The following is a 26,562-nucleotide window of genomic DNA, read 5'->3' as shown; positions in this document are numbered from 1 at the left end:
GGGCAGAGCCCCTTGAGGGACGGGAGCGGGAAGGTGCGGCCGGGGCGAAAACCCGGGCGCCCCCTACCTCGCCGCCACCGCCTGCCTCACCAGCGTCTTGCCGAAGTCCCACATGAGACCCCCCTCGTGCGCGTCGTCCATGACCGCCGTGAACGCCTCCAGGAACCGGTCGACATCCGCCTCGTCCACCACCAACGGCGGAATCAGCTTGATCACCTCCAGATGGTCCCCGGACACCTGCGTCAGGATCCGGTGCCGCTGCAACAGCGGCACGACGACCATCTGCGCGAACAGCCCCTTCCGCGCCGCCTGCAGCATCGCCCACCGGCTCCGCAGCTTCAGCGACTTCGGCCGGCCGAACTCGATGCCGATCATCAGCCCCCGCCCGCGCACCTCGGCGAGCAGCTCGTACCTCTCCGTGAGCGCCGCGAGCCCGGACTTCAGCCTCTCCCCCATCGCCCGCGCGCCCGCGACGATCTGCTCGTTCTCCATCGCGTGCAGCACCGCGAGCCCCGCCGCCATGGCCTGCGCGTTGGCGCCGAAGCTGGCGGAGTGGACCAGGACGCGGTCCATGGAGGAGTAGACCTTCTTGAAGATCCAGTCCTTGCCGAGCGTCGCCGACACCGGCACGTACCCGCCCGACAGCGACTTCGCCACGCACACCAGGTCCGGCTCGACCCCGTCCTCGTGCTGGTAGGCGTAGAAGTCGCCGGTGCGGCCGAGGCCGGTCTGCACCTCGTCGGCGATGAGCAGCGCCTTGTGCTTGTGCAGCAGCTCCTGAGCGGCGCGCAGATAGCCGGGCGGCGCCTCGTGCACGCCCTTGCCCTGGATGGGCTCGACGATGAGCGCGGCCACGTCGCCCTTCTTCAACTCCCGGGCCAGCGCGTCGAGATCGCCGAGCGGCACCGCGGTGTCGGGCAGCAGCGGGGCGAAGCCGTCACGGAAGCCGTCCTCCCCGTTGACGGAGAGGGACCCGGTGGTCAGCCCGTGGAAGGCATGGTCGCAGTACAGGACGCGGCGCCGCCCGGTGGCGTACCGGGCGAACTTGAGCGCGGTCTCGACCGCCTCGGTGCCGCTGTTGCCGAAGAAGACACGGTCCAGGTGCGGGCTGTGGGAGAGCAGCTTCTCGGCGAGCAGTCCGGGCAGCGGCGGGCAGTCGAACCGGGTCAGGTCGGCGAGGTCGGCGTCGAGTACGTCGTGCAACGCCTTGCGCACCACCGGGTGGTGCCGGCCCAGGCCCATGACGCCGAACCCGGCGAGCATGTCGAGGTAGTCGTTGCCGTCGGCGTCCCAGAAGTGGGCGCCCTCGGCGCGTTCGTAGACCTTGTCGAAGCCGATGGTGTGCAGCATGCGCGGCAACTGGTGGTTCACGTAGCGGCCGTGCAGGTCGTAACGCTCGCCACCGCGCTCGGCCAGCAGCCCGGCGAGGTCGAACTCCCTCGCCCCGTCCGCCTCCTTGCCGCGGGCGGTCTGACGGGGGGCGGGTTCCGCGGTGGTCATACGTGGTTCTCCTCGGACGTCTTCACGTGTGCCGGTGTGTCCTGTCCCGGCAGGGCGCCGGCCGTGCCGGTGGCGAGACACCCGCTGATCCGGCCCGCGATCTCGACGGGCGTCAGCCCGATGTCGGCGAGCACCTCGCCCCGCTTGGCGTGCGGGAGGAACTGCTCCGGGATGCCGAAGCGGCGCAGGGGCACGTCCACGTCGGCGTCGCCGAGGGCGAGCGCGACGGCGGAACCGACCCCCGCGGCCCGGCTGTTGTCCTCGACGACGGCGACCAGGCGGTGCCGGGCGGCGAGCCCGGGCAGCGCGGGGTCGACCGGTTTGACCCAGCGCGGGTCGACGACGGTGCAGCGGATGCCGCGGGCTTCCAGGAGCTCGGCGGCGTGGAGGCAGACGGGCGCCATCACTCCGACGGCGACGAGGAGTACCTCGGGGTCCTCCGCGCGGTGCAGCACGTCCATGCCGCCGACCCGGTCCAGGGCCGGGATCGCGGGTCCGACCGACTCCTTGGGGAAGCGGACCAATGTCGGCGCGTCGTCCACGGCGACGGCCTCGCGCAGTTCGGCCCGGAGCTGGTCGGCGTCGCGCGGGGCGGCGATCCGCAGCCCGGGGACGACCTGGAGCACCGACATGTCCCACATGCCGTTGTGCGAGGGCCCGTCGACGCCGGTGACGCCTGCCCGGTCCAGGACGAACGTCACGCCGCACCTGTGCAGGGCGACGTCCATCAGGAGCTGGTCGAAGGCGCGGTTGAGAAAGGTGGCGTAGACGGCGACGACGGGGTGCAGTCCGCCGGTGGCGAGCCCGGCCGCGCTGACGGCGGCGTGCTGCTCGGCGATGCCGACGTCCCACACCCGGTCGGGGAAGCGTTCGGCGAACTTCGCCAGCCCCACCGGGTGCAGCATGGCCGCCGTGAGGGCGACCACGTCCTCGCGCTCCTCGCCGATCGCCACGATCTCCTCGCCGAACACCGAGGTCCACGACGGGCCGCCGGCCGGGGCGAGAGGCGCGCAGGTGAGCGGGTCCATGGCGCCGACGGTGTGGAAGTGGTCCTCCTCGTGGGCGAGGGCGGGTTCGTAGCCGCGGCCCTTCTCGGTGAGGCAGTGCACGAGGACGGGGCCGTGGAAGCGTTTCGCGCGGCGCAGCGCGGACTCGACGGCGCCGATGTCGTGTCCGTCGATGGGGCCGACGTACTTCAGGCCCAGGTCCTCGAACATCCCCTGCGGGGCGAAGGCGTCCTTGAATCCCTTCTTCGCGCCGTGCAGCGCCTCGTAGACGGTGTTGCCGACGACGGGGGTGCGCTGGAGCATCCCCTTGCCCCAGGCGAGCGCCTTCTCGTAGCCGTCGGTGGTGCGCAGGGTGGCCAGATGGTTGGCGAGGCCGCCGATGGTGGGCGCGTAGGAGCGTTCGTTGTCGTTGACGACGACGATCAGCGGACGGTCCTTGGCGGCGGCGATGTTGTTCAGCGCCTCCCAGGCCATGCCGCCGGTGAGCGCCCCGTCGCCGATGACGGCGACGACGTGCCCCTCCTCGCCGCGCACCTCGTGGGCCTTGGCGAGGCCGTCGGCCCAGCCGAGCGCGGTGGAGGCGTGGCTGTTCTCGATGACGTCGTGCTCGGACTCCTCGCGCGAGGGGTAGCCGGACAGTCCGCCCTTGCCGCGCAGCTTGGAGAAGTCCTGACGTCCCGTCAGGAGTTTGTGCACATAGCTCTGGTGTCCGGTGTCCCACAGGATGCGGTCGACCGGCGACTCGAAGACCCGGTGGAGCGCGATGGTCAGTTCCACCACGCCCAGATTGGGCCCCAGGTGTCCGCCGGTCCTGGCGACCGCGTGGATGAGGAACTGCCGGATCTCTTCCGACAGTTCACCGAGTTCCGCCTCGGACAGCGCCTTCAGGTCGCGTGGTCCCCGGATGTTCTCCAGTCTGGTCACGGTCAAGCCCCCTCTCGGTCCGTGCTGCTCAGCTCACGGTGACGGCGGGCTCCCCCGAACCGGTGCCGTCCTTCTCCATCTGCTCCGCGATCTTCATGGCCTCGTCGATGAGGGTCTCCACGATCTTCGACTCCGGGACGGTCTTGATGACCTCGCCCTTGACGAAGATCTGTCCCTTGCCGTTGCCGGAGGCCACGCCGAGGTCGGCCTCGCGGGCCTCACCGGGACCGTTGACGACACAGCCCATCACCGCCACCCGCAGCGGCACCTCCATGCCCTCCAGCCCGGCGGTGACCTCCTCGGCCAGCTTGTACACATCCACCTGCGCGCGACCGCAGGACGGGCAGGACACGATCTCCAGACCGCGCTCCTTCAGGCCGAGGGACTCCAGGATCTGCAACCCGACCTTCACCTCCTCCGCCGGCGGAGCCGACAGCGAGACGCGGATGGTGTCACCGATGCCCTGCGAGAGCAGCGCACCGAACGCGACCGCCGACTTGATCGTCCCCTGGAACGCCGGCCCCGCCTCCGTCACCCCGAGGTGCAGCGGGTACTCGCACGCCTGAGCGAGCTGCCGGTACGCCTCGATCATCACGACCGGGTCGTTGTGCTTGACCGAGATCTTGATGTCCCGGAAGCCGTGCTCCTCGAACAGCGACGCCTCCCACAGCGCCGACTCGACGAGGGCCTCCGGCGTCGCCCTGCCGTACTTCCGCAGCAGACGACGGTCCAGCGAACCCGCGTTCACCCCGATACGGATCGGCGTGCCGTGATCCCTGGCCGCCCTCGCGATCTCCCGCACCTTGTCGTCGAACTGCTTGATGTTGCCCGGATTCACCCGCACCGCCGCACACCCGGCCTCGATCGCGGCGAACACGTACTTCGGCTGGAAATGGATGTCCGCGATCACCGGGATCTGCGACTTCCGCGCGATCGTCGCCAGCGCGTCCGCGTCGTCCTGCGTCGGACACGCCACCCGCACGATCTGACAGCCCGACGCGGTCAGCTCCGCGATCTGCTGCAACGTGGCACCGATGTCGGAGGTCCGGGTCGTCGTCATCGACTGCACCGACACCGGGGCACCGCCGCCGACCGGCACGGATCCGACCTGGATCCGCCGGCTGTTCCGGCGCGGTGCCACCGGGCGTGCGGGCACCCCGGGCAGGCCCAGGGAAACGGCGGTCATGGCCTCACCTGCCGCTTCCCGCGTTCGCCGCGGCGTTCCCGGCGACCGTCTCGCGCATGGCGCGCAGGGACTCCTTGAGCGAGCCCATGGTGGCCATCACGGCGGTCGGCTCGTAGCCGCAGTGCGCCATGCAGTTGTCGCAGCGCGGGTCCTTGCCGCGGCCGTACTTGTCCCAGTCGGTCTTCTCGATCAGCTCGCGGTACGTCGGGACGTAGCCGTCCGCCATCAGGTAGCAGGGGCGCTGCCAGCCGAAGAGCGAGTAGTTGGGGATCGCCCAGGCGGTGCACGGGAAGTCGACCTTGCCCTCGAGGAAGTCGAGGAACAGGGGCGAGTGGTTGAGCCGCCACTTGCGGCGGTTGCCGCCCGCGAAGGACTTCCGGAACAGCTCGCGGGTCTGCTCGACGCCCAGGAAGTGGTCCTGGTCGGGCGCCTTCTCGTAGGCGTAGGCGGGCGAGATCATCATCTCGTCGACCTTGAGGTCGTCGTTGAGGTAGTTGAGCACCTCGATGATGGTCTGCGGGGTGTCGGTGTTGAAGAAGGTGGAGTTGGTGGTGACCCGGAAGCCGCGCCGCTTGGCCTCCTTGATCGCCTCAACGGCCTCGTCGAACACGCCCTCCTTGGCCACGGACTCGTCGTGACGCTCGCGCAGGCCGTCGATGTGCACGGTGAACGCGAAGTAGGGGGAGGGCTTGAACTTGTCCATCTTCTTGCGCAGCAGCATGGCGTTGGTGCACAGGAAGACGTACTTCCGCTTCGCCACGAGCTGTCGCACGATCTCGTCGATCTGGGGGTGCATCAGCGGCTCGCCGCCGGCGATCGACACCATCGGCGCACCGGATTCCAGCACCGCGCCGACGGCCTGGGCCACCGGCATGCGTTGCTTGAGCACCCCGGCCGGGTGCTGGATCTTGCCGCAGCCCTCGCACTTCAGATTGCAGGCGTAGAGGGGTTCGAGCTCCACGATGAGCGGAAACTTGTCCCGCTTGCGGAGCTTCTGTTCAGCCAGATACGTAGCGACCTTGATGGACTGGCGCAACGGCATGGCCATCGGGCTCACCTCCGGGGGAGCAGCAAGGATCGGTGCCATTCGAAAAATGCGGGAAGCACGGCACGAAGGACGCGGAAAGCAGATATTCCACCGCGCACCGTGCCGATTCGGACGAGTTCATGTTCTGGAGCGTCCACGACCACTCGGACGGCCGCAACCGGGCGCGCGCCCGTGCGCACGGCGCTGTGGAGCGTCGCGGCGGACTCCATGTCCACCGCGAGTGCGCCGGTCGCCAGCAGGTCGGCGCGTTCGTGGCCGCGCACGACGTGGTCGGAACCGGTGAGCGGGCCGGTGTGCACGGTACGGCCGGGCAGGGCCCGTACCAGCTCCTTGACCAGCAGTTCGGTGCCGACGCAGGGGGTGATTCCGCGTGGGTCCCGGGTCTCCTCGGCGACGACGAGGTCGCCGGGGTGCATGCCGGGCGCGAGTCCCGCGCAGAACCCGGTGGCCAGCACCGCGGCGTCGGTGAACGCCGGGGTGGCGAGCATCCGGGTGACCGCGCGTTCGGCAGCCTGGGGGCCCATGCCGGTGCGCAGTACGGTGACCGGCCCGCCCCCGGTGCCGGGGCGGCCGCTGCGCAGCGCGAGGCGCTCGATGCCGAGCGCGCAGGCGACGAGCAGCGGGGTGGGGGCGGGCCGGGTGGTCATCAGCGCGCCTCGGTCCTGGCGGGGGTCCCGCCGGTGGAACCGGTGAGCTTGCTGAAGGGCTCGCCGTGGACGTACCGGCCGAGCGCGGTCAGCGGGAAGACCTGCCGGTAGAGGTGGTAGTTGATGGAGAAGTCCCAGGGGAAGCCGGTCCCCGTGAACTGGGGCTCGTCCCAGGAGCCGTCCTCGCGCTGGGTGGCGGCCAGCCAGGCGATGCCCCGCTCGACGGCCCTGGAGTCCTGCTCCCCGGCCGCGAGCAACGCCATCAGCGCCCAGGCGGTCTGGGAGGCGGTGGACTCGCCGCGGCCGCTCCACTCGGCGGACTCGTGGTAGGAGCGCAGGTCCTCGCCCCAGCCGCCGTCGTCGTTCTGCACGGACTCCAGCCAGGCCACCGCGCGGCGGATGGCGGGGTGGGAGGCGGGCAGTCCGGCGGCGGCCAGCGCGGGCACCACCGACCCGGTGCCGTAGACGTAGTTGACGCCCCAGCGGCCGAACCAGGAGCCGTTCTCCTCCTGTTCGGCGAGCAGCCACTCGATGCCGCGGCGGGTGCGCGGGTCGTGGGCGAGGCCCTCGACCGCGAGCATCTCCACCACGTGCGCGGTGACGTCGGCGGACGGCGGGTCGATGACCTCACCGAAGTCGCAGAACGGCAGCCGGTTGGGGAACCTGCTGGTGTTGTCGACGTCGAACGCGCCCCACGCGCCGTTCTTCGACTGCATCCCGAGGTTCCAGGCGACCCCGCGGCCGATGGCCCGTTCCATCCGCTCGGGGTCGTGGTGGGCGACCCGGCGCAGGGCGAGGACGACCTCGGCGGTGTCGTCGGTGTCGGGATAGTTGTCGTTGTGGAACTCGAACGCCCAGCCGCCGGGCGGCAGTCCGGGCCGGCGCACCGACCAGTCGCCGGGACGCACGACCTGCTCGCCGAGCATCCAGTCGGCCGCCTTCACCAACTGCGGGTGATCGGCGGGCAGTCCGGCGTCGGCGAGGGCGATGGTGGCCAGGCAGGTGTCCCACACCGGGGACTGGCAGGCCTCGATCATCCGGGCGCCGTCCTCGCGCCACACGGCGAAACGGTCCAGCGACTCAAGGCCCGCGCGCATCACGGGGTGTTCGAGGTCGTAACCGAGCAGATAAAGGGCGATGACGGAATAGACGGCGGGCGGCTGGATGCCGCCCCAGCAGCCGTCGTTCTCCTGCCGCTCGACGATCCACCGGGCGGCGCTGTTCATGGCGGCGCGGCGCAGTCGGCGCGGCACCACCCTGCGGACGCGGTGCATCGCCCTGTCCAGTCGCTGGAAGGCGCCGTCCCAGGTGCCCAGGGGGGCGAGGGGCCGCGGCGGGTTGGGCCGGTCGGGGTCGACGTGCAGTTCGTCCAGGGAGAAGGGCGCCGGACGCACCGGGCGCTTGGCGGAGACGATGGTCAGGGGCACGATCGTCTGCCGCGCCCAGCAGCCGAAGTCATAAATGTTGAGCGGGAACCAAGTGGGGAAGTAAATGAGCTCCGGGGGAAGTTCGGGCAGATCCTCCCATTTCCACCAGCCGAACAGGGCGAGCCAGATCCGGGTGAAGACGCGGGCCGAGGCGATGCCGCCCCGGGCACGGACCCAGGCGGCCGCCTTCGCCATGTGCGGGGCGTCCGGGGCGTCGCCGGCCAGTCTGAGCGCGACGTAGGCCTCGATGGTGGTGGACAGTTCGGCGGGACCGCCGTGGAAGGTGGCCCAGGTGCCGTCCTCACGCTGTTCACCACGGATGAAGAGGGCGGACGCCTGGGTGGTGCGGTCGTCGCGGATGCCCAGGAACTGGCGGAGCAGCAGGTCCTCGGCGTCCATGGTGACGTTGGTCTCCAGGTCGCCCTTCCACCAGCCCTGGGCGTCCTGGCGGGCGAGGAGGAAGTCGGTGGCGCGCAGCATGGCGCGCGTGGCGGCGTCGCGGTTGCCGGCCGCCGCGGGGGCACCGCCCGTCGCGCCGGCGGTGCGGGAGGCCGTGCCGGTCGTGCTCGTGGTTCCGGTCTTGCCGGTCGTACCAGTGGTGCCGGTCGTACCAGTGGTGCCGGTCCTGCTCGTGGTGCCGGTCGTGCTCGTGGTGCGGATGGTGCTTTCGCTGGCCGAGGCAGCGCGGGGCGGGAGCGCCCCGGTACTTCCGTCGGTCGTCGCTGTCATGGCTTCCCCTTCGTGCAGTGGTGTGTCTCTGCTGGGTCCGCCGTCGACCGGTGCTCGCGGCACCGGCCGGCGACTACGCGAGGTGTGTGGAACCGATAGTGATCATCTCTTCCGTACGACGACGAAGTCGGCGAGCGCGACGAGTTGCGCCCGCACCTGGTCCGGCATCCGGACCGAGTCCAGGGCCCGCACCGCCACCTCGTGCTGGCGGCGGGCCTCCCCGGCGGTCCACTCGCGGCCGCCGGCCTCCTCGATCAGCGCGGCGCGCGCGGCGAACTCCTCCTCGGAGAAGTTCTCGAAGTCGCTGCTCTTGGCGTCCTCGGCGAGGATCTCGCCGAGCCGCTCGGAGGCGGGCCCGCCGGCGGCGAGCGCGGCGACGACCGGCAGGGACTTCTTGCGCTGGCGCAGATCGCTCCAGGCCTGCTTGCCGGTGGCGTCCGGGTCGCCCCAGATGCCGAGGAGGTCGTCGACGGCCTGGAAGGCCAGGCCGAGGTGGTGGCCGTAGGTCTCCAGCGTGTCGGCCGTCGCGTCGTCGGCGCCGCCGAGGACCGCGCCGATGGAGCTGGCGCAGGCGAGCAGGGCGCCGGTCTTGTTGCCCTCCATCTCCAGGCACTCCTCGACGCTGACGCGGTCGCGGTGCTCGTAGGAGATGTCCTGGGCCTGACCGTCGATCAGCGCGCGGGTGGCGGTGGTGAGCCGGCGGGCGGCACGGCCGGCCTCGGCCGTGCCGAGCTCCAGCAGCACCTCGTTGGCCAGCGCGAACAGGGCGTCGCCGACCAGGATCGCCTGGGCGGGGCCGTGTACCTTCCACACCGTGTCGCGGTGGCGGCGTTGTTCGTCACCGTCCATCAGGTCGTCGTGCAGCAGCGAGAAGTTGTGCACCAGCTCGACGGCGACGGCGCCGGGGACGCCGACCTCGGGAGCAGCGCCGGCGGCCTGCGCGGAGAGCAGGGCGAGGGCGGGGCGCACGGCTTTGCCGCCGTCGCCGTCGGCGGGGTTGCCGGCGGCGTCGATCCAGCCGAAGTGGTAGGCGGCGACGGTGTCCATCGGCGGCGCCAAGCGGTCGACGGCCGCCCGGAGTACCGGGGTGGCCAGGGTGCGGCCGCGCTCCAGGAGCGCGGTCACGTCCACCTCGGTCGCTGACGCGGCCGTGGACGCCGGGGGCACGGTGGGCACAGTCTCTCCTCTTGTCGCGTTACCGGGAGCGCGGGTGGCGATACCCCGCTGATCGGCTTTCATGCGGCCTCCTCGTGCAGGGCGGGGAGGTGGTCGCGAGGCCGGCCGAGCGCGCCGAGCGCCGCTTCCGCGGCGGCGGCGCCGCTGCGGACCGCGCCCTCCATGGTCGCGGGCCACCCGGTGGCGGTCCACGCGCCGGCCAGGTAGAGGCCGGGGGCGTCGGTGCGGGCGCCGGGACGCAGCCGGGCGGTGCCCGGGGCGGGGGCGAAGGTGGCGGTGCGTTCGCGGGTGACGAAGAAGTCGCGCACGCGGGCGTCGCGGGCGGCGGGCAGCAGCCGCTCCAGCTCGGGCAGGAACCGCTCCCGCAGGACCGCCACGGGTTCGTCGACGATGTCCTGGGCGGCCGACTGGGACAGCGCCAGGTACTGGCCCTCACGCAGCCCGGATGCCTCGGTGCGGTCGAAGACCCACTGCACCGGGGAGCCGAGGGCGGCGAAGAAGGGCCGGGTCAGCACCCGGCGGTCGTAGACGACGTGGATGTTCAGGATGGGCGCGGTGCCGAGTTCCAGCAGTCTCTCCGGGGCCTGGAGCGCCCCTTCGGGCAGCAGGGCGTGGGCCTCGCGCTGGGGTACGGCGAGGACGACGGTGTCGGCCACGATGGTCTCGCCGGGAACCGACACGCTCCAGCGTCCGTTTCCGTGGGGGGAGAGGGAGGTGACTCGTGTACGGACCTCGGTACGCACGCCCGCGGAGTCGAGCGCCTTGCGGGCCAGGGTGTCGTGCAGTTCGCCCAGCGGGACGCGGGCCCAGCCGATGTCGGCCGCTCCCGGGTCGGACAGCAGACCGGTCTTGAACACCATCGCGGCGAGCGCCAGGGAGGCGTCCTTGGCCACCGCGTTGAGGGTGGCGACCCCCACGAGGTCCCACAGTGCCTCGACGGCGCGCTCCGACTGGCCGTGCTCGGCCAGCCAGCCGGCGAAGTCCCGCTCGTCCAGCGCGGGATCGTCGAGGTCCAGGGCACGGAGGGCGAGGGCGGCCCTGCCCACCTTCGCGCGCTCGGTGAGCGAGAGGTGCGGGTAGGTGGCGAGGCTGCGTCCGAGGTGCAGGGGCACGGGCAGCGCGTCGCGCCGCAGGGTGCCGAGTCTGCGTCCCGGTCTCCGCCGCGGGTCGACAACGGGTACTTCGAGCCGGTCCTGCAGCGGGGCGAGGGAGGCGGCGTCGATGCGGTCGAGGAACCAGCGGTAGGCGGTGCAGCAGCGCAGATAGACGTGCTGGCCGTTGTCGACGGTGAGGTCGCCGCGGTGGAAGGAGAAGGCGAGCCCGCCGAGGCGGGGCCTGCCCTCCAGCAGGGTGACCCGGACACCGGCGTCGGCGAGCGCGAGCGCGGCAGTGACGCCGGCGAGCCCGCCGCCGACCACGACGGCGGTGGCCGGTCCCCCGGCACGGCCGGCCGCGTCCGCCCCCGGTTCGCCCGGCAGCGTGGCCTCGCTCATCGCACACCCTTTCCCGCGGCGGCTCCGCCACGGCGGCACGGAGTGCGGCGGACCGACGCAGTCAGGGACGCGGTGCGACGGCACGGGGTTGCCTGCCTCTTCCCGCGGGTCGCCGCGCACGTCGGCGGGCGCCCGGAGCCGTCTCCGTCCGGCCCGCCGTACGGGCTCGTCCCGTCGCTCATCAGGCGCGCCTCCTGACGGTGCGCCGGGTGACGTTGCGGGCGTCGAGGCCGGACAGGCCGCGCACGGCGACGTAGGCCTTCTCGTGTCCGGGCAGCGAGACCCGGCCGCGCAGCACGGCCTCCGGTTCGCGTTCGATGCGGTCGAGGAGCCGGCGGTAGATGCCCGCCATGGCGGCGACGCAGGCACCGCTGCGCCGGTCGAGCAGGGGCAGCAGCCGGTAGCCCTCGGCGAAAAGGGCGCGGGCCCTACGCACTTCGAAGTGCACGAGGCCCGCGAAATCGGATCCCTCGGGTGGAAGGGGTCCGGAGAATCCGGCGGAGCAGCCGAACTTGGCGAGGTCGTCGGCGGGGAGATAGGTACGGCCGGTCTCGGCGTCCTCGCGTACGTCCCGCAGGATGTTGGTGAGCTGCAGGGCCAGCCCCAGGGTGTCGGCGTACTCGGAGGCGCGGTCGGCGCCGGGCGCTCCGGGCTCGGTGCCGAACACGCCGAGCGAGAGCCGTCCGATGGCACCGGCGACGCAGCGGCAGTACGCCTTGAGGTCGTCCCACGTCTCGTAGGTCTCGCCGGCGACGTCCATCAGGACGCCGTCGATGAGTTCGTCGAGCCCGCCGAGCGGGATCGGGAACCGGTCGGCGGCGTGCGCGAGGGCGACGGCCACCGGGTCGGTGTCGTCCTCGCCGACCTCTCCCCCGCGGACCCGGGCGAGCAGCGCCCGGGTGTCCTCGAGGCGGGCCTTCTTGACGTCGTCCGCCAGTTCGCCGTCGCCGATGTCGTCCACCCGCCGCGAGAACGCGTAGAGCGCGGACATCGCGCGGCGCTTCGGCGTCGGCAGCAGTCTGATGCCGTACGCGAAGTTGCGGGCCTGCTGCCCGGTGACGGTCTCGCAGTAGCGGTACGCGGCGAGTACCGGTGGGGACACGTGTGGTTCCGACTCCACGGTCCGGATCACCCCTCTCCTCGCAGAGTCACGCCCACCTCGCGCAGCAGCCGGAGCTTGCCGGGTCTGGGCGGGCCGGGAAGTACGTCGAAATCGGCGGCGGCGATCGCCCGGACCGCCGCCCTTCCTCCTGCCACGAACCCCGCGAGCAGCAGTTTGAGCCTGCCGTGGACGCTACCCACCAGGGGGGCGCCTTCATTCAGCAGTCCGAGGGCGCGTTCCGCTTCGTATGCAATCAGTGCGCGCACCGATGCGCCTGCTGAGGGGGTGGCGAGATCCGCCTCCTGGACGTGAAAGCGTTTCATGTCCTCGGCGGGGAGGTAGATGCGGTCGCGGCCCAGATCCTCGGCGACGTCCTGGAGGTGCTCGACGATCTGCAGCGCGGTGCAGATGAGGTCGGAGCGGCGGACGCGCTCGGGGGTCGTGGTGCCGGTGACGGCGAGCACGAGCCGGCCGACGGGGTTGGCCGACAGTTCGCAGTAGGCGAGCAGATCGGCGTAGGTCTCGTACCGGGTGACGAGCTGGTCCTGGCGGTTGGCGGCGATCAGCCCGAGAAAGGGTTCGGGGGTCAGCGCGCGGCGCCGGACCGTCGGCTGCAGCCGGCGCAGGAGGGGGTGGTGCGGGGTGGCGTCGAAGACGCGGTGCAGATCGGCCTCGAAGGCGTCGAGCAGGGCGAGCCGGTCGTCCGCCTGTTCGGGTGCCACGCCGAGGAGCCGGGCGTCGGCCCCGCCGGGGGCGAGATCGCCGTCACCGATGTCGTCGACGAGGCGGGCGAAGCCGTAGACGGCCATCAGGTCGTCGCGCCAGGGGCGGGGCAGGAAGAACGGGGCCACGGGGAAGTTCTCGTCCGCGGCCTTGGCGAGGGTGTCGCGCTCCGGATCGCCGGTCCGCGTCGTGCCGGCGTCGGTCACCATGAGCCGCCCGGCCGGGAGACGGCGCGTGCTGTGCGGAGGTGAAGTTCATCCGTAGCCATTGCCGTCACGTCTCCCGTTCTCCACTGCGGACCGAATACATCCTATTTAGAACACGCCGCCCCGTTGTCCACGCCGCGCGGCCTTCGTGCGGATCTCGCGCGTTATCGACCCGGTTGCCGCGAATCAGCACCGGAGCTCAGCTTACGTTGTACAACGCAGCACGCTGCGCGGGGGTGTCCTGCACATCACAAGAACACACCGATTGCCGTCAAGATTCCTAACGACGGCAGGAGTTGACGTTTCTTTTGCGAATGACAGGGGCCCCGCCGGATTCGCACCGGCGGGGCCCTCGTCGACAAGCGGGTCATTGCGGGCTATTTGCCCGTGAATTTCTCGTACTCCTTGAGGACCTCGGCGGTCGGGCCGTCCATGCGCAGCTCGCCGCGCTCCAGCCAGAGCACCCGGTCGCAGGTGTCGCGGATCGACTTGTTGTTGTGGCTGACGAGGAAGACCGTGCCGGCCTGCTTGCGCAGTTCACGGATGCGTGCCTCGGAGCGCTTCTGGAAGGCCCGGTCGCCGGTGGCGAGCGCCTCGTCGATCATGAGGACGTCGTGGTCCTTGGCGGCGGCGATGGAGAACCGCAGCCGCGCCGCCATGCCGGAGGAGTACGTCCGCATCGGCAGCGTGATGAAGTCGCCCTTCTCGTTGATGCCGGAGAAGTCGACGATCTCCTGGTAACGCTCCTTGACCTGCTCGCGGGTCATGCCCATCGCGAGACCGCCGAGGATGACGTTGCGTTCACCGGTGAGGTCGTTCATCAGGGCGGCGTTGACGCCGAGCAGCGAGGGCTGGCCGTCGGTGTAGACCTTGCCGCTCTCGGCGGGCAGCAGTCCGGCGATGGCCCGCAGCAGGGTGGACTTGCCCGAGCCGTTGGAGCCGATCAGGCCGATGGCCTCGCCCCGGTAGGAGGTGAAGGAGACACCGCGCACGGCGTGCACCTTGCGCACCCCCCGCTCCTCGCCTCTCCTCAGGATGCGGCTGAGGGCGGAGGTGGCGCTGCCCTTGCCGGTGCGGGCGCCGTTGACCCGGTAGACGATGTGCAGCTCGTCCGCGATCACGGTGGGGCGGTCGGAATACTCAGCCACGGCCGTACCTCTCTTCCGCCTTCCAGAAATACACGAACCCGCCGGCGAACAGGACGACGGCCCAGAACAGCGCGATCGCCCAGACGTGCGGCGGCAGGTTCGAGGAGCCGTACTGGTCGATCAGGGCGTAGCGCATGAGGTCCATGTAGACCGCGGCGGGGTTCACCTGCAGCACATGGGCGATCCATTCCGGCTTGCCCTTGAGCATGTGTGTGATGGAGAACATGACGCCGGACGCGTACATCCAGGTGCGCATCACGAACGGCATCAGCTGGGCGAGGTCCGGGGTCTTGGACCCCAGCCGCGCCATGATCAGCGCCAGACCGGTGTTGAAGAGGAACTGCAGCACCAGGACCGGCACGACCAGCGCCCACGACAGGCCCGGCATGCTCCCGAAGCCGACCACCACCAGGACCATGACGATCATCGAGAACAGCAGTTGCTGGAGCTGCTGCAGCGCGAACGACACGGGGAGCGCGGCGCGCGGGAAGTGCAGCGCCCGCACCAGCCCGAGGTTTCCGGAGATCGCCCGCACGCCCGCCATCACCGAGCTCTGGGTGAAGGTGAAGGTGAAGACGCCGGTCACCAGGAACGGGATGTACACGTCGTGGGACATGCCCCGGCTGGCGTTGAGGATCAGTCCGAAGATCAGGTAGTAGACCGCCGCGTTGAGCAGCGGGGTCGCCACCTGCCACAACTGGCCCAGCTTGGCCTGGCTGTACTGGGCGGTGAGCTTCGCCTGCGAGAAGGCGAGGATGAAGTGGCGCCGCCCCCACAACTGGCGGACGTACTCGGCGAGTCCGGGCCGGGCGCCGCTGACGCTCAGTCCGTACTTGGCGGCCAGATCGGCCGCGCTCATCCCGTCATCGGGCGACGGTCGGGCGCTCACCGCGACACCGCCGTCATGCGTGGTCTCACTCACAGGTAGGAAGCTTTCGTCCTCAGGGAAGCACGCCAGTCGGGCAGGGAGGAGCCCCGGGGCGTGGTGTCGCCCCGCATGCTCTCAGATCTCGAGCTTGTCAGATGACCGGTGGCCGGCCCAGTCGGGTCAGCCGCCACACCGTACGCCACTTCATGGGCCGGCGGGGGCCGCAGGAGGAGGACCAGCCTTCCCGGAAGCCGCCGAACCAGGCCTTCAGCGCGGCCCCCGAGGGGCGGCGGGCCAGCGTGAGCAGCAGCCAGACCCCGAGGTAGACGGGGACGAGCAGGACGGGCAGGTTGCGGCGGGCGAGCCAGACCCGGTTGCGGGCGACCATGCGGTGGTAGACCGCGTGCCGGGAGGGCGCCGTCGTCGGGTGGTACAGCACCATGTCGGCGCGGTAGTCGATCATCCAGCCGGCGTTCAGCGCCCGCCAGGCGAGGTCGGTCTCCTCGTGGGCGTAGAAGAACTCGCCGGGCAGCCCGCCGACCTCGGCGAACACCTTCGTGCGGACGGCGTTGGCGCCGCCGAGGAAGGTGGTCACCCGGGAGGAGCGCATCGGGTCCGAGGCGCGCAGCCGCGGCACGTGCCGGCGCTGGGTGACACCGGTCTCCGGGTCCGCGATGCGGAAACTGACGATGCCCAGCTCCGGGTCGGCGGCGAAGGCCCGCCGGCACAGTTCGGCGGTGTCGGTGCGGGCGAGCAGTCCGTCGTCGTCCAGGAAGAGCAGGATGTCGACGTCCTCGCCACCCGGTCCGAAGGCCTCGATGCCGACGTTGCGGCCGCCGGGGATGCCGAGGTTCTCCGGCAGCTCCACCGTCCGCACGCCGTCCGGCACCTCGGGCACCGGGGAGCCGTTGCCGACCACGACCACCTCGACCGGGTCGCCGTCCTGCTTGGCGACCGAGTCGAGGAGGGCGCGCAGTTCGTCGGGCCGGTTGCCCATCGTGATGATCACCGCGCCGACCTTCGGCGTGGTGTCCCCGCCGGTGCCGTCGGCGTTGCCCGTGCCGATGCCGCTGCTCATTTGAGCCTGCTCGACGCGAGGATGGACACCAGGTGCAGCAGGGTCTGCAGCAGCGCGATGCCCGCGAGGACGGCGACCCCGAGCCGGGAGAAGAAGAGGTCGCCGCGGATCTGGTCGACGATCGCCAGAACCAGGATGAGCAGGGACGCCTCTATGCCCAGCACGAGCCGGTGGAACTTCAGCGCCGCGGCGGCCCGGCGGGCCAGCGCCATGCCGGAGGAGCGCGGCTCGGAGGCCGCCTCCTTGACGGGCTCCTTGCCGGTCTGGTGGCGGGCGACGCCGACCAGGTCGGTCTCCGCCTTGATCAGGATGGCGCCGAGCGCGGCGAGCGTGCCGAGGAACGCCCACAGCCAGTCGATCCGCCCGCTGCCGAACAGGTCGGCGGCGCGCAGCCCGAAGCCGACCAGGACGGCGGCGTCGGTGAGGTAGGCGCCGACCCGGTCGAGGTAGACCCCGCCGAGCGAGAACTGCTGCCGCCAGCGGGCGATCTCGCCGTCCACGCAGTCGAGGAGCAGGTACAGCTGGACGGCGACGACGCCGAGGACGGCGCCCGGGATGCCCGGCACCAGCAGCGCCGGTGCGGCGAGCACCCCGCAGACGGTCATCAGGTACGTCAGCTGGTTGGGAGTGACCCGGGTGTTCACCAGGTGCCGGTCTATGCGCAGCGAGATCTCGCGCATGTAGAGGCGGCCGCCCCAGTGCTCACCGCTGCGCCGGTCCTTGACCCCGGCGGGGTGGACGACCGGGCGGAGCTCAGCTACCGATGGCTTTTGCATAGTCGGCGTATGCGTCCCTGATCTGGTCGGTGGACAGGTCGAGGTGTTCGAGGATGGTGTAGCGGCCGGGGCGGGTGCTCGGGGCGAACTCCACGACCTGGACGAACTCCTCCGGGGTGAAGCCGATCTCGTCGGGCGTCACCGGAAGTCCGTGGCGGCGCAGCACCGAGGCCATGTACGCCGACTCCTCGGCCGCCCCGCGCAGGTGCATCGCGAAGGCCGCACCCAGGCCGCACTGCTCGCCGTGGCTGGCGGAGCGCTTGGGGAAGAGCAGGTCGAAGGCGTGGTTGATCTCGTGGCAGGCGCCGGAGGCGGGGCGGGAGTCGCCCGCGACCGACATGGAGATGCCGGTGAGCACCAGGCCCTCGGCGAGTACCTGGAGGAAGCTGTCGTCGCCGACCCCGCCGGGGTGGCGCAGCACGGCCTCGCCGGCCTGGCGGGCCATCGCGGCGGCGAGGCCGTCTATGGACTCGCCCTTCTCGCGGTTGGCCAGCTCCCAGTCCGCCACCGCGGAGATGTTGGACAGGGCGTCGCCGATGCCGGACCGCACGTAGCGGACCGGGGCCTCGCGGATGACGTCGAGGTCGATGACGACCGCGATCGGGTTCGGCACGCCGTACGAGCCGCGGCCGGCGTCGTTGTCGAGGGTGGCGACCGGCGAGCACAGGCCGTCGTGCGACAGGTTCGTCGCGACGGCGACCAGCGGCAGGCCGACGCGCGCCGCGGCGAACTTGGCGCAGTCGATGATCTTGCCGCCGCCGAGGCCCACGACCGCGTCGTAATGGCCGCGCTTCATGGCCTCGGCGAGCTTGATCGCGTCGTCCAGGGTGCCGCCGCCGACCTCGAACCAGTCGGCGTCCGGCAGCGCGGGCAGGATCCGCTCGCGCAGCCGGGCGCCGGAGCCGCCGCTGATGGCGACGGCGAGCTTGCCGGAGGAGGAGATCCGCTGGTCGGCCAGGACCGTGGCCAGATCGTCGAGGGCACCCGGGCGGATGTCCACGACGATCGGTGAGGGGATGAGCCGAGTCAGTACCGGCACGCGATCTCACGTCCCTTGGCGAGGTCGTCGTGGTTGTCGATCTCGACCCACTGGACGTCACCGATGGGCGCGACGTCGATCCGGAAGCCCCGGTTGACGAGCTCCTGGTAGCCGTGCTCGTAGAACTGCTGCGGGTCGGTCTCCCAGACCGTCTTCAGCGCGTCGCCGAGCTCGTCGGCGGCCTCGCCCTCGATGAGGGTGACGCCGATGTACTCGCCGGACGCCTCGGCCGGGTCCATCAGCTTGGTGATCTTCGTCATGCCCTTGGCGGGGTCGACGACGACCTTCATCTCCTCGTCGGCCAGCGACTTCACGGTGTCGACGGCGAGGATGATCTTCTTGCCGTCGCCGCGGGCGGCCAGCAGGGTCTTCTCGACGGAGACCGGGTGCACGGTGTCGCCGTTGGCGAGGATCACCGAGTGCTTGATGGCGTCACGCCCGCACCACAGGGAGTAGGCGTTGTTCCACTCCTCGGCCTTGTCGTTGTCGATCAGGGTGATCTTCAGGCCGTACTTCTCCTCGAGGGCCTCACGGCGCTCGTAGATGGCCTCCTTGGCGTAACCGACGATGATCGCGACCTCGGTCAGACCGATCTCGGCGAAGTTGCCGAGGGCGATGTCCAGCACCGTGATGCTCTCCTCCGCGCCCTCGGGTCCGACCGGCACCAGCGCCTTGGGCAGGGTGTCGGTGTAGGGGCGCAGACGCCGTCCGGCGCCGGCCGCCAGCACGAGGCCGATCATGCGGTTTCTCCTTCATCGTGTACGGCGGGTGCTCCTGCGGAGACCCAGAAGCGGATGCTCTCGGCGAGCACCGCGAGTGCCACGGCCACGGCCAGGACCGTGAGCGCGACGGGAAGAGCGGTGGCGGTGAGGGCCGCGGCGAGGACGGCGACGAGCAGTGTCCTGCCGTCGTGCCCCCCGATCGCCCGCACCAGCCCGCGCGGGGGCGCGCCGGCGTTGCCGCGGATGCGGTACACCGTGTCGTAGTGATGGTAGGCGACCGCCGCAACCAGCCCGAAGGCCGCCGGCAACGCTCCGTTCACCTCTGATTTCGCCGCGAGCACGAGGATCGTGCCGTATTCGGCGGCCCGGAAGAAGGGCGGGACGAGCCAGTCGAGCGCACCGGTCAGGGGGCGTGCGACGGCGGCCGCGGAGGTGAGCACGTAGACGGCGGCGCACGCCGCGGTGGCCCAGCTCGCGCCCCACAGGGCGGCGGCGAGCACGACCAGGGCACCGCCGAGGGCGGCGAGGAAGGGCGCGACGCCGCGGGGGACCCGGCGCACGGCCGGGGTCAGCGCCTCGGTGAGCGGTCCGGCGTCGGCGAGGTCGGCCAGCGCGCGGGTGGCGCGTGCGGCGCGGGGTGCCTTGTTGGTCAGCGAGCGCAGGACGCGGCCGGAGGTGGTGTAGAGGGCGGCGAGGGCGCAGCCGATCAGCAGCACGACGAAGGTGAGGCGGGGCGTGGTGAGGGCGGTGAGCACGGCGATCATGGCCCAGCGCTCGCCGATCGGCAGCACGATCATGCGGCGCAGCCAGACCGTCCAGCCGACGTTGTCGAGCCGTCCGGAGAGGGAGGCGGTGGGACTGCTGTTGGCGGCGGTGCCGGTTTCCCCGACGTTCGCCTCGTTGAAGGAGAAGTCGACGACGTGCCGGCAGGTCTGCAGGACCATCGCGCCGAGCGCGAGCGCCCATACGTCGTCGTGGCCGCCGTAGCGGGCGGCGCCGAGGGCGAGGCCCGCGTAGTAGGCGTACTCCTTGGCCCGGTCGAAGGTGGCGTCGAGCCAGGCGCCGAGCGTGGAGTACTGCAGCGAGTAGCGGGCGAGCTGGCCGTCGGTGCAGTCCAGGACGAACGAGGCGATCAGCAGGACACCGGCGGCGACGAAGCCGGGGCGGGTGCCGGTGGCCGCGCAGCCGGCCGCGATCAGCGCGGTGAGCAGGGAGGCGGTGGTGACCTGGTTGGGGGTCAGGCCACGGCGGGCGCACCAGCGGGCGAGGTAGCGGGAGTAGGGGCTGATGCAGTAGGTGGTGAAGAACCCGTCGCGGGACTTCACGGCGGACTTCAGCCGGACCGCCTCGTCGTCGACGGCGGCGACGGCCTGCCGGGCCTCGTTGCGGGTCTGCGGATCGGCGGGGACGGTGGCGACGAGCGAGCCGAGCTCGGGGCGGTGCACGGGGACGCCGTCGGCGTCGAGTGCGGCGGCGAGACGGCCGGGGAGGTCGGACAGGTCGTCGAGTACGGCCGTGGCGGTGGCAGGGGCGGTGTCGCCACCGGGGTCGGCGGCTCCCGTGGTGGCCGCGCGGGTGCCGGCCAGGGCGCGGGCGAGCGCCTGGCGCGCGGCGGGACGCGCGGTGACGGCGCCCGGGAGGGCGGCGGCGTCGAAGCGGGGGTCGGTGAGGCCGAGCCGCAGGGCGTGCAGGTGGCCCACGAAGCGGGCGTCGACGAGGGCGACGCGCTGGTCGGCGGGGATGGTGGTGAGCAGGGCCTCGGCGTCACCGATGTCCGAGGCGACCCGCACGTCGAAGCCGAGGGACCGCAGATCGCCCTCGAGCGACGATCCGGGTACCGGCTGACCGGTGAGGATGGCGGTCGACAGCGAACTCACTCCCTGGGCCGACGCGGGCACGCGTCGGCGTGCGCGATGTAATAGGGGACCGTACGTCCCTGGACGTGCTGCCCTGTGGGGCGACGTGTCGGCAGAGGTTATCGGATGACCGGAAGCGCGCGTTCACCGCGTGTTCACGCGGGGCTCGACCCACCGGCCGACCACCTCCGGCCGCGATCATCTTGGGGGATGCGGGGGGTGGCCACCAAACCGGGGGGTCGCCCCCTGGGGCGAACCGTACGAAATGGCTCCGCCGGTGCGCGGTCGACGGGCGAGCCCGGGGTGCGGAGCGGTGCGGTGCGGCGCTGTGCGGTGCGGAGCGGCGCTGTGCGGTGCTGTCGCGGGAGAGCTCGCCGGGTGCGGTCGTTCGGCGGGGGCGGGTACGTCGTGGCTTGTCGCGCAGTTCCCCGCGCCCCTGGGACAGCTGCGGCCGCCGCCGGCTGGGAGGTTCCCGTCCCTGCAAGGGGCTTCGCCCCTTGCACCCCGGGAGAGCTCGGGTGGATGGGGTCGTGCGGGGAGTGCGGGTGGGTGGGGACTTCTCGCGCAGTTCCCCGCGCCCCGTGCGGGGCACGGTGTTCAGCCCGCGTCCCTGAGGACGGGGCGCAGCCCCGCCCATCCAAGGGGCGCGGGGAACTGCGTGAAACGGGGCAGAGCCCGGGGGCCGTGCCTGGGGGCGGAGCCGCTTACGTCTTTCGGGGGGTGGTGAGCAGGACCCCCGGGTCCCGCTCACCCGGGGGCGGAGGACCCGGCGTAGGGTGGGGCGTCATGACCTGGCTGATCACCGGCGGAGCCGGTTACATCGGAGCGCACGTGGTCCGGGCCATGACCACCGCGAACGAACGCGTCGTCGTCCTGGACGACCTGTCGGCCGGGATCCCCGACCGCCTCCCCGCCGACGTCCCCCTCGTATCGGGGTCCTCGCTCGACGCCCCCCTCCTCAAGCGCGTGCTCTCCGAGCACGCGATCACCGGCATCGTCCACCTCGCCGCCCGCAAGCAGGTCGGCGAATCCGTGGCCGAGCCGGCCCGCTACTACCAGGAGAACGTCGGCGGCCTGGCCACCCTTCTGGACGCCGCCGCCGGCGCCGGGGTCGAGCGGTTCGTCTTCTCCTCCTCCGCCGCCGTCTACGGCAACCCCGACGTGGACCTCATCACGGAGGACACCCCCTGCGCCCCCGTGAACCCCTACGGCGAGACGAAGCTCGCCGGTGAGTGGCTGGTCCGGGCCGCCGGCCGGGCGCACGGCATCGCGACGGTCTGCCTGCGCTACTTCAACGTGGCGGGGGCCGCCGAGCCAGCCCTCGCGGACACCGGCGTGTACAACATCGTGCCCATGGTCCTGGACCGTCTCACCCGCGGCGAGGCCCCCCGGATCTTCGGCGACGACTACCCCACTCCGGACGGCACCTGCGTCCGTGACTACATCCATGTCGCGGACCTCGCCGAGGCGCATCTCGCCGCGACCCGGCGGCTGACCGCGGCGACCTCGACCGGCGACCTGACGCTGAACATCGGCCGCGGCGAGGGTGTCTCGGTGCGCGAACTGATCACCCTCATCGGCGAGGTCACCGGCGACAGCACACCGGCGGTCGTGGAACCGCGGCGCCCGGGCGACGCCCCGCGCGCCGTCGCGTCCGCCGCGCGCGCCGCGCGCGAACTGGACTGGCGCGCCCGGCGCGGGGTGCGCGAGATGGTGGAGTCGGCCTGGCAGGGCTGGCTCCTGCACCACCCGGCGGTGGCGCGCCGGTGAGTGCGCCCCGGGCAGGGCGGTTCCCGGCCGCCGAAGCGGGGCACGATCAGGGCTCACGGCGACAACCGGTGACCGCCGGGTGACGTTCCGGCGGGGTGCCGGGGGTGACCGTGTGCGCGTCCCCGAGCGGCCGGTTCCCTCCCGGCCGGGGCGGGACATGCGGGGTGGTGAAGTGCCGGGAGTGCCGGATTCGTACGGCAGACTTGGGGCTGGAAGACCGAGGCGAAGGATGGGTATGGCGATCACACCTGCCACCGCGACGCGCAGTGCGTCGAACGGCACCGCGGAAGCGATCATGCTGGAGCTGGTGGACGAGGACGGCACCACGATCGGCACCGCGGAGAAGCTCGCCGCTCATCAGCCGCCGGGGCAGTTGCACCGGGCGTTCTCGGTGTTCCTCTTCGACGAGCGGGGCCGGCTGCTGCTCCAGCAGCGGGCGCTCGGCAAGTACCACTCCCCCGGCGTGTGGTCCAACACGTGCTGCGGGCACCCCTACCCCGAGGAGTCGCCCTTCGCGGCCGCGGCCCGGCGCACGTACGAGGAGCTCGGTGTCTCGCCCTCACTGCTCGCGGCGGCGGGCACCGTCCGCTACAACCACCCGGACCCGGACTCCGGCCTGGTCGAGCAGGAGTACAACCACCTCTTCGTGGGACTGGTGCAGTCGCCGGTGCGGCCGGATCCGGAGGAGGTGGGCGCGACCGCGTTCGTGACGCCCGCCGAGCTGACGGAGCGCCACGCGCGGGACCGCTTCTCCGCCTGGTTCATGACCGTGCTCGACGCGGCCCGGCCGGCGGTCAGGGAGCTGACGGGCGACTCGGCCGGCTGGTGAGTGCCTCCACGCCGGCCGCCTCGTAGGGGCCGGCCGCGCGGGCCGGGGTGAGCCCGGCCGTCACGGCAGCGGACGCAGCGGCAGGGTGGCCCAGATCACCTTGCCGCCGCTCGCCGTGTGCGCCATGTCGCACACTCCGCCCGCCTCCCGCGTGATCTCGCGCACGAGCAGCAGGCCGCGCCCTCCGGTGCGCCCGTGGTCGGCCTCCAGGGCGGTGGGTCGGTAGGGGTGCCGGTCCTCGACGGAGACGCGCACCCAGTCCGCGCCGACGGCCACCTCGACGGCGAGCGTCGGGGAGAGCACCGCCGCGTGCCGGACGGCGTTGGTGGTCAGCTCGGAGACGATCAGCAGCAGCCCGTCGGCCACGTCCTCGGAGACCGGGACCCGCTGCCGGGCCAGCAGGTCCCGTACGGCCCGCCGGGCCTGCGGCACCGAGGCGTCCACGGCGGGCGCGGTGAACCGCCACACGCCCTCGTGGTGCGGCGCCCCCGGGGGTCCGTCGGCCACGGGGCCCTCCCCGTCGGCGGGGCCGATGCTGCCGGTACCACCGGCCGCGCGCCCCTCCTCGTCCCTCGTGCGGTCGCCGTCCTCGCGCTCGATTGTCACCACGGGTCGAGTGTTGGGAACGTGACCCGCCCTGCCGAGATTCTGAACAGAAGTCAGCACGTATCGGCGGCTTCTGAACAGACCGGCCTGCCCGCTGCGCCCTCCTGACCGCTTCCGATCACTCCCGAGGCGGATGGATACCATCCGCTCATGCTCATGGAGCCTCGACTGCTGCACCGGGTGACCGGTGCGGTCGCCACCGTCGTCATCCACCATCCGGCCCGGCGGAACGCCATGACGGCCGACATGTGGCGGGCGCTCCCGCCGCTGCTCGACACCCTGGCCGCCGACCCCGCCGTACGCGCGCTGGTGCTGACCGGCGAGGGCGGGACGTTCTGCGCGGGCGCCGACCTCACGGAGCTGCGGCAGTCGACGGCGAAGACGCAGGAGCTCGCCGTCCTCGCCGAGGAGGCGCTGGCCGCCTTCCCCGGGCCGACGCTGGCCGCCGTGCAGGGGTACTGCGTGGGCGGCGGGGCGCAGCTCGCGGCCGCCTGCGATCTGCGGTTCGCCGAGGAGGGCGCGCTGTTCGGGGTGACGCCGGCCAAGCTGGGGATCGTCTACCCGTCCTCGGCCACCCGGCGGCTGACCGCGCTGGTGGGTCCGGCCACCGCCAAGTACCTGCTGTACTCGGGCGACTTGATCGACACCGGTCGGGCGCTGCGCACCGGCCTGGTCGACGAGGTGCTGCCGGCCGGCGCGCTGCGGGCGCGGGTGGCGGAGTTCACCGACGTCCTGGCCGCCCGCTCACGGCTCACCCAGGCCGCGGCGAAGGAGTTCGCCGACGGGCGCACGGACCGGGACGCGTACTGGGCCGCGCAGGCACGCGCGAGCGGTGAGGCCGCGGAGGGCGTCGCCGCGTACGTGGAGCGCCGGGAGCCGCGCTTCGCCTGGCTTCCGGCCGGCCCTGCCGTCCCGGGCAGCCCGGGACCGGCGCCCGAACCCGCGCCCACGCCCGAGTGAGGCGGCCGCCCCGCCCCGCATCCCCGTTCCTCCGTCCCTACGACTGGAGGAAGCGGCTCCGGGCCCGCAGCCGTTCGACGAGGTGGGCGGGGGCCTTCTCCGGGGATCCGGCGTCGTAGGGCGGCCGGGGGTCGTACTCGGTCATCAACTGGACGGCCTGGGCGTGCTCGTCGCCGGCGATCCGGCCGAGCAGGGTGAGACCCATGTCGATGCCGGAGGAGACCCCGGCGGCGGTGACGTACTTGCCGTCGGTGACCACCCGCTCCCCCGTCGGTTCGGCCCCGAGCCGCTTCAGCTCGGTCAGCGCCAGCCAGTGGGAGGTGGCGCGGCGGCCCTCCAGCAGTCCGGCCGCGGCCAGCAGCAGGGAGCCGGTGCAGACGGAGGTCGTCCAGGTGCTGGTGGTGTCGGCGGCGCGCAGCCAGTCGAGAAGGACCGGGTTGTCCATCTGCGCGCTCTGACCGGGTCCGCCGGGTACCACGACGATGTCCGGGCGGGGTACGTCGGCCAGGGTCCGGTCGGCGACGAGCGCGAGGCTGCCGCGCTCGTTGCGGACGGGTCCGGTCCGCTCGGCGACGAGGACCGTCTCGGCGTCCGGGAGGCGGCCGAGGGTCTCGTAGGGGCCGACGGCGTCGAGGGCGGTGAAGCGGTCGAAGAGCACGATGGCGATGCGCATGCGGGGGTTCCCCTTTTCGGAACGGTCACACGGACGAGGGCGACGAGGACTGGGAGGCCGGCGAGGACGAGGACGAGAGTGACGCAGGTGAGGGCGGGGGCTCGGGGCGGGGCAGCGGGCGGAAACGGCGGCGGTATTCGGCCGGGGCCGTGCCGAGCGTCCTGACGAAGGCGCGGCGCATCGCCTCGGGTGTGCCGTACCCGCTCGCACGGGAGATCTCCTCCACGCCGCCGGTGTTGTCCTCCAGCAGGCGCCGGGCGTGTTCGAGGCGGACCCGGTCGACGTAGCGGCCGGGGGTCATGCCGGTCTCGGCCCGGAAGGCGCGGGCGAAGTGGCGGGGCGAAAGCCGGGCGCGGGCCGCGAGGGCGTCGACACCGAGGTCGTCGGCCGGATGCTCGGTGATCCACTGCTGGACCTCCCGCAGCGGGTCCCGCCGGGCGGTCTGCGCCGCCAGTTGGGCGGAGAACTGGGCCTGGCCACCGGGGCGGCGCAGGAAGACGACGAGGTGGCGGGCGACGGTGAGCGCGGCCTCGCGCCCCAGGTCCTCCTCGACGAGGGCCAGCGTCAGGTCGATGCCGGAGGTCACGCCGGCGGAGGTGGCGATGTGTCCGTCGCGGACGTAGATGGGGTCGGGGTCGACGTCGATGCCGGGGTGGTCGCGGGCGAGCCGTTCGCAGTACGCCCAGTGGGTGGTGGCCCGGCGCCCCTCCAGCAGGCCCGCGCCGGCGAGCAGCAGGGCGCCGGTGCAGACGGAGACCAGGCGGCCGGCCCGGGGTCCGTGGCGGTGCAGCCAGTCGAGCAGGGCGGGGTCGGGGGCGCGGGTGCTCTTGCCGCCGGGAACGAGCAGGGTGTCCGGGTCGGGGGCGTCGGCGAGGGTGCCGTCGGGGACGAGGGTGAGGCCGGAGGAGGTGCGCACGGGGGCACCGTCCAGGGAGGCCGTGGTGACGCGGTACGTCCCCGGGGTGTGCTGCTCGGCGCCCGCGAAGACCTCCACCGGGCCGGTGACGTCGAGGCTCTGCACACCGTCGAAGAGGACGACCAGGACGTTTCGCATGTCCTCGATACTGGG

Annotated in this window: 24 protein-coding genes; 3 read left to right on the top strand and 21 right to left on the bottom strand. The window is 72.1% G+C overall.

The window, feature by feature from the left end; genetic code table 11:
- Positions 1 to 63: 63 nt before the first annotated feature.
- From QFZ64_RS30265 to QFZ64_RS30185, 18 genes are all read right to left on the bottom strand, one after another.
- Entirely contained in the window at positions 64 to 1,500 is a 1,437-nt protein-coding gene (locus QFZ64_RS30265) for an aspartate aminotransferase family protein (protein WP_307070645.1), read from the bottom strand.
- Positions 1,497 to 3,431, bottom strand: coding sequence for a 1-deoxy-D-xylulose-5-phosphate synthase (dxs, locus tag QFZ64_RS30260; protein WP_307070644.1), 1,935 nt, complete (start codon positions 3,429 to 3,431; stop codon positions 1,497 to 1,499). Before dxs ends, QFZ64_RS30265 begins: the two co-directional genes overlap by 4 nt.
- A 28-nt stretch (positions 3,432 to 3,459) precedes the next feature.
- Complete coding sequence (gene ispG, locus QFZ64_RS30255; protein ID WP_307070643.1) at positions 3,460 to 4,617, bottom strand: flavodoxin-dependent (E)-4-hydroxy-3-methylbut-2-enyl-diphosphate synthase; 1,158 nt, start codon at positions 4,615 to 4,617, stop codon at positions 3,460 to 3,462.
- 4 nt (positions 4,618 to 4,621) lie between these two features.
- On the bottom strand, positions 4,622 to 5,665 hold the full coding sequence (gene hpnH / locus QFZ64_RS30250) for an adenosyl-hopene transferase HpnH (RefSeq protein WP_006139897.1): 1,044 nt from the start codon (positions 5,663 to 5,665) through the stop codon (positions 4,622 to 4,624).
- Between the two features lie 5 nt (positions 5,666 to 5,670).
- Entirely contained in the window at positions 5,671 to 6,312 is a 642-nt protein-coding gene (locus tag QFZ64_RS30245) for a 1-hydroxy-2-methyl-2-butenyl 4-diphosphate reductase (protein ID WP_307070642.1), read from the bottom strand.
- Entirely contained in the window at positions 6,312 to 8,468 is a 2,157-nt protein-coding gene (gene shc, locus QFZ64_RS30240) for a squalene--hopene cyclase (RefSeq protein ID WP_307070641.1), read from the bottom strand. The genes QFZ64_RS30245 and shc overlap by 1 nt, the downstream gene beginning before the upstream one ends.
- 102 nt (positions 8,469 to 8,570) lie before the next feature.
- Entirely contained in the window at positions 8,571 to 9,707 is a 1,137-nt protein-coding gene (locus QFZ64_RS30235) for a polyprenyl synthetase family protein (protein ID WP_307070640.1), read from the bottom strand.
- On the bottom strand, positions 9,704 to 11,137 hold the full coding sequence (gene hpnE, locus QFZ64_RS30230) for a hydroxysqualene dehydroxylase HpnE (RefSeq protein ID WP_307070639.1): 1,434 nt from the start codon (positions 11,135 to 11,137) through the stop codon (positions 9,704 to 9,706). Before hpnE ends, QFZ64_RS30235 begins: the two co-directional genes overlap by 4 nt.
- On the bottom strand, positions 11,134 to 11,319 hold the full coding sequence (locus QFZ64_RS35465) for a DUF6380 family protein (protein WP_373430686.1): 186 nt from the start codon (positions 11,317 to 11,319) through the stop codon (positions 11,134 to 11,136). The genes hpnE and QFZ64_RS35465 overlap by 4 nt, the downstream gene beginning before the upstream one ends.
- On the bottom strand, positions 11,319 to 12,269 hold the full coding sequence (hpnD, locus tag QFZ64_RS30225) for a presqualene diphosphate synthase HpnD (RefSeq protein ID WP_307070638.1): 951 nt from the start codon (positions 12,267 to 12,269) through the stop codon (positions 11,319 to 11,321). The genes QFZ64_RS35465 and hpnD overlap by 1 nt, the downstream gene beginning before the upstream one ends.
- A complete protein-coding gene (gene hpnC / locus QFZ64_RS30220) occupies positions 12,266 to 13,168 on the bottom strand; it encodes a squalene synthase HpnC (RefSeq protein WP_307071921.1) in 903 nt (300 codons plus the stop codon). Before hpnC ends, hpnD begins: the two co-directional genes overlap by 4 nt.
- A 377-nt stretch (positions 13,169 to 13,545) precedes the next feature.
- Positions 13,546 to 14,316, bottom strand: a complete 771-nt coding sequence (locus tag QFZ64_RS30215) for an ABC transporter ATP-binding protein (RefSeq protein ID WP_307070637.1) — start codon at positions 14,314 to 14,316, stop codon at positions 13,546 to 13,548.
- The gene (locus QFZ64_RS30210; protein ID WP_307070636.1) at positions 14,309 to 15,238 is read right to left on the bottom strand and encodes an ABC transporter permease; all 930 of its coding nucleotides are present in this window, start codon (positions 15,236 to 15,238) and stop codon (positions 14,309 to 14,311) included. The genes QFZ64_RS30215 and QFZ64_RS30210 overlap by 8 nt, the downstream gene beginning before the upstream one ends.
- A 97-nt stretch (positions 15,239 to 15,335) precedes the next feature.
- Positions 15,336 to 16,262, bottom strand: coding sequence for a glycosyltransferase family 2 protein (locus QFZ64_RS30205; RefSeq protein WP_307070635.1), 927 nt, complete (start codon positions 16,260 to 16,262; stop codon positions 15,336 to 15,338).
- Positions 16,259 to 17,038 (bottom strand): CDP-alcohol phosphatidyltransferase family protein, encoded by a 780-nt coding sequence (locus tag QFZ64_RS30200; RefSeq protein ID WP_307070633.1) that lies wholly within the window; start codon positions 17,036 to 17,038, stop codon positions 16,259 to 16,261. Before QFZ64_RS30200 ends, QFZ64_RS30205 begins: the two co-directional genes overlap by 4 nt.
- A complete protein-coding gene (locus QFZ64_RS30195) occupies positions 17,016 to 18,077 on the bottom strand; it encodes an iron-containing alcohol dehydrogenase family protein (RefSeq protein ID WP_307070632.1) in 1,062 nt (353 codons plus the stop codon). The genes QFZ64_RS30200 and QFZ64_RS30195 overlap by 23 nt, the downstream gene beginning before the upstream one ends.
- Complete coding sequence (locus QFZ64_RS30190) at positions 18,065 to 18,817, bottom strand: phosphocholine cytidylyltransferase family protein (protein ID WP_307070631.1); 753 nt, start codon at positions 18,815 to 18,817, stop codon at positions 18,065 to 18,067. The genes QFZ64_RS30195 and QFZ64_RS30190 overlap by 13 nt, the downstream gene beginning before the upstream one ends.
- Positions 18,814 to 20,667: a DUF5941 domain-containing protein gene (locus QFZ64_RS30185; protein ID WP_307071920.1), complete on the bottom strand. Its 1,854-nt coding sequence runs from the start codon at positions 20,665 to 20,667 to the stop codon at positions 18,814 to 18,816. The genes QFZ64_RS30190 and QFZ64_RS30185 overlap by 4 nt, the downstream gene beginning before the upstream one ends.
- Positions 20,668 to 21,441: 774 nt before the next feature.
- Here QFZ64_RS30185 and galE point away from each other — a divergent pair.
- Both galE and idi read left to right on the top strand, forming a co-directional pair.
- Positions 21,442 to 22,425, top strand: a complete 984-nt coding sequence (galE, locus tag QFZ64_RS30180; protein ID WP_307070630.1) for a UDP-glucose 4-epimerase GalE — start codon at positions 21,442 to 21,444, stop codon at positions 22,423 to 22,425.
- A gap of 235 nt (positions 22,426 to 22,660) precedes the next feature.
- Positions 22,661 to 23,254: an isopentenyl-diphosphate Delta-isomerase gene (idi, locus tag QFZ64_RS30175; protein WP_307070629.1), complete on the top strand. Its 594-nt coding sequence runs from the start codon at positions 22,661 to 22,663 to the stop codon at positions 23,252 to 23,254.
- 60 nt (positions 23,255 to 23,314) lie between these two features.
- Here idi and QFZ64_RS30170 read toward each other — a convergent pair whose 3' ends face one another.
- Positions 23,315 to 23,863, bottom strand: a complete 549-nt coding sequence (locus QFZ64_RS30170) for an ATP-binding protein (protein ID WP_307070628.1) — start codon at positions 23,861 to 23,863, stop codon at positions 23,315 to 23,317.
- Positions 23,864 to 24,016: 153 nt separating this feature from the next.
- On the opposite strand from QFZ64_RS30170, the gene QFZ64_RS30165 reads away from it, so the two are divergent.
- Positions 24,017 to 24,820, top strand: a complete 804-nt coding sequence (locus QFZ64_RS30165) for an enoyl-CoA hydratase/isomerase family protein (RefSeq protein WP_307071919.1) — start codon at positions 24,017 to 24,019, stop codon at positions 24,818 to 24,820.
- A 37-nt stretch (positions 24,821 to 24,857) separates the two neighbouring features.
- Here the strand turns inward: QFZ64_RS30165 and QFZ64_RS30160 are convergent, their stop codons facing one another.
- Both QFZ64_RS30160 and QFZ64_RS30155 read right to left on the bottom strand, forming a co-directional pair.
- Positions 24,858 to 25,493, bottom strand: a complete 636-nt coding sequence (locus QFZ64_RS30160; RefSeq protein ID WP_307070627.1) for a DJ-1/PfpI family protein — start codon at positions 25,491 to 25,493, stop codon at positions 24,858 to 24,860.
- 25 nt (positions 25,494 to 25,518) lie between these two features.
- Entirely contained in the window at positions 25,519 to 26,547 is a 1,029-nt protein-coding gene (locus tag QFZ64_RS30155; protein WP_307070626.1) for a GlxA family transcriptional regulator, read from the bottom strand.
- Between the last annotated feature and the right edge of the window lie 15 nt (positions 26,548 to 26,562).

Source organism: Streptomyces sp. B3I8, from assembly GCF_030816915.1.
In the GTDB taxonomy this organism is placed as follows: Bacteria; Actinomycetota; Actinomycetes; order Streptomycetales; family Streptomycetaceae; genus Streptomyces.
The sequence above is the reverse complement of the archived record's forward strand: the minus strand, read 5'-3'. Positions and strand labels throughout refer to the sequence as shown.

Coding starts and splice junctions, on each gene's coding strand:
- QFZ64_RS30265 (WP_307070645.1), bottom strand. CDS start 1,500: ATGACCACCGCGGAACCCGCCCCCCGTCAGACCGCCCGCGGCAAGGAG.
- ispG (WP_307070643.1), bottom strand. CDS start 4,617: ATGACCGCCGTTTCCCTGGGCCTGCCCGGGGTGCCCGCACGCCCGGTG.
- hpnH (WP_006139897.1), bottom strand. CDS start 5,665: ATGGCCATGCCGTTGCGCCAGTCCATCAAGGTCGCTACGTATCTGGCT.
- QFZ64_RS30245 (WP_307070642.1), bottom strand. CDS start 6,312: ATGACCACCCGGCCCGCCCCCACCCCGCTGCTCGTCGCCTGCGCGCTC.
- shc (WP_307070641.1), bottom strand. CDS start 8,468: ATGACAGCGACGACCGACGGAAGTACCGGGGCGCTCCCGCCCCGCGCT.
- QFZ64_RS30235 (WP_307070640.1), bottom strand. CDS start 9,707: ATGAAAGCCGATCAGCGGGGTATCGCCACCCGCGCTCCCGGTAACGCG.
- hpnE (WP_307070639.1), bottom strand. CDS start 11,137: ATGAGCGAGGCCACGCTGCCGGGCGAACCGGGGGCGGACGCGGCCGGC.
- QFZ64_RS35465 (WP_373430686.1), bottom strand. CDS start 11,319: ATGAGCGACGGGACGAGCCCGTACGGCGGGCCGGACGGAGACGGCTCC.
- QFZ64_RS30205 (WP_307070635.1), bottom strand. CDS start 16,262: ATGAGCAGCGGCATCGGCACGGGCAACGCCGACGGCACCGGCGGGGAC.
- QFZ64_RS30200 (WP_307070633.1), bottom strand. CDS start 17,038: ATGCAAAAGCCATCGGTAGCTGAGCTCCGCCCGGTCGTCCACCCCGCC.
- QFZ64_RS30190 (WP_307070631.1), bottom strand. CDS start 18,817: ATGATCGGCCTCGTGCTGGCGGCCGGCGCCGGACGGCGTCTGCGCCCC.
- galE (WP_307070630.1), top strand. CDS start 21,442: ATGACCTGGCTGATCACCGGCGGAGCCGGTTACATCGGAGCGCACGTG.
- idi (WP_307070629.1), top strand. CDS start 22,661: ATGGCGATCACACCTGCCACCGCGACGCGCAGTGCGTCGAACGGCACC.
- QFZ64_RS30165 (WP_307071919.1), top strand. CDS start 24,017: ATGGAGCCTCGACTGCTGCACCGGGTGACCGGTGCGGTCGCCACCGTC.
- QFZ64_RS30160 (WP_307070627.1), bottom strand. CDS start 25,493: ATGCGCATCGCCATCGTGCTCTTCGACCGCTTCACCGCCCTCGACGCC.
- QFZ64_RS30155 (WP_307070626.1), bottom strand. CDS start 26,547: ATGCGAAACGTCCTGGTCGTCCTCTTCGACGGTGTGCAGAGCCTCGAC.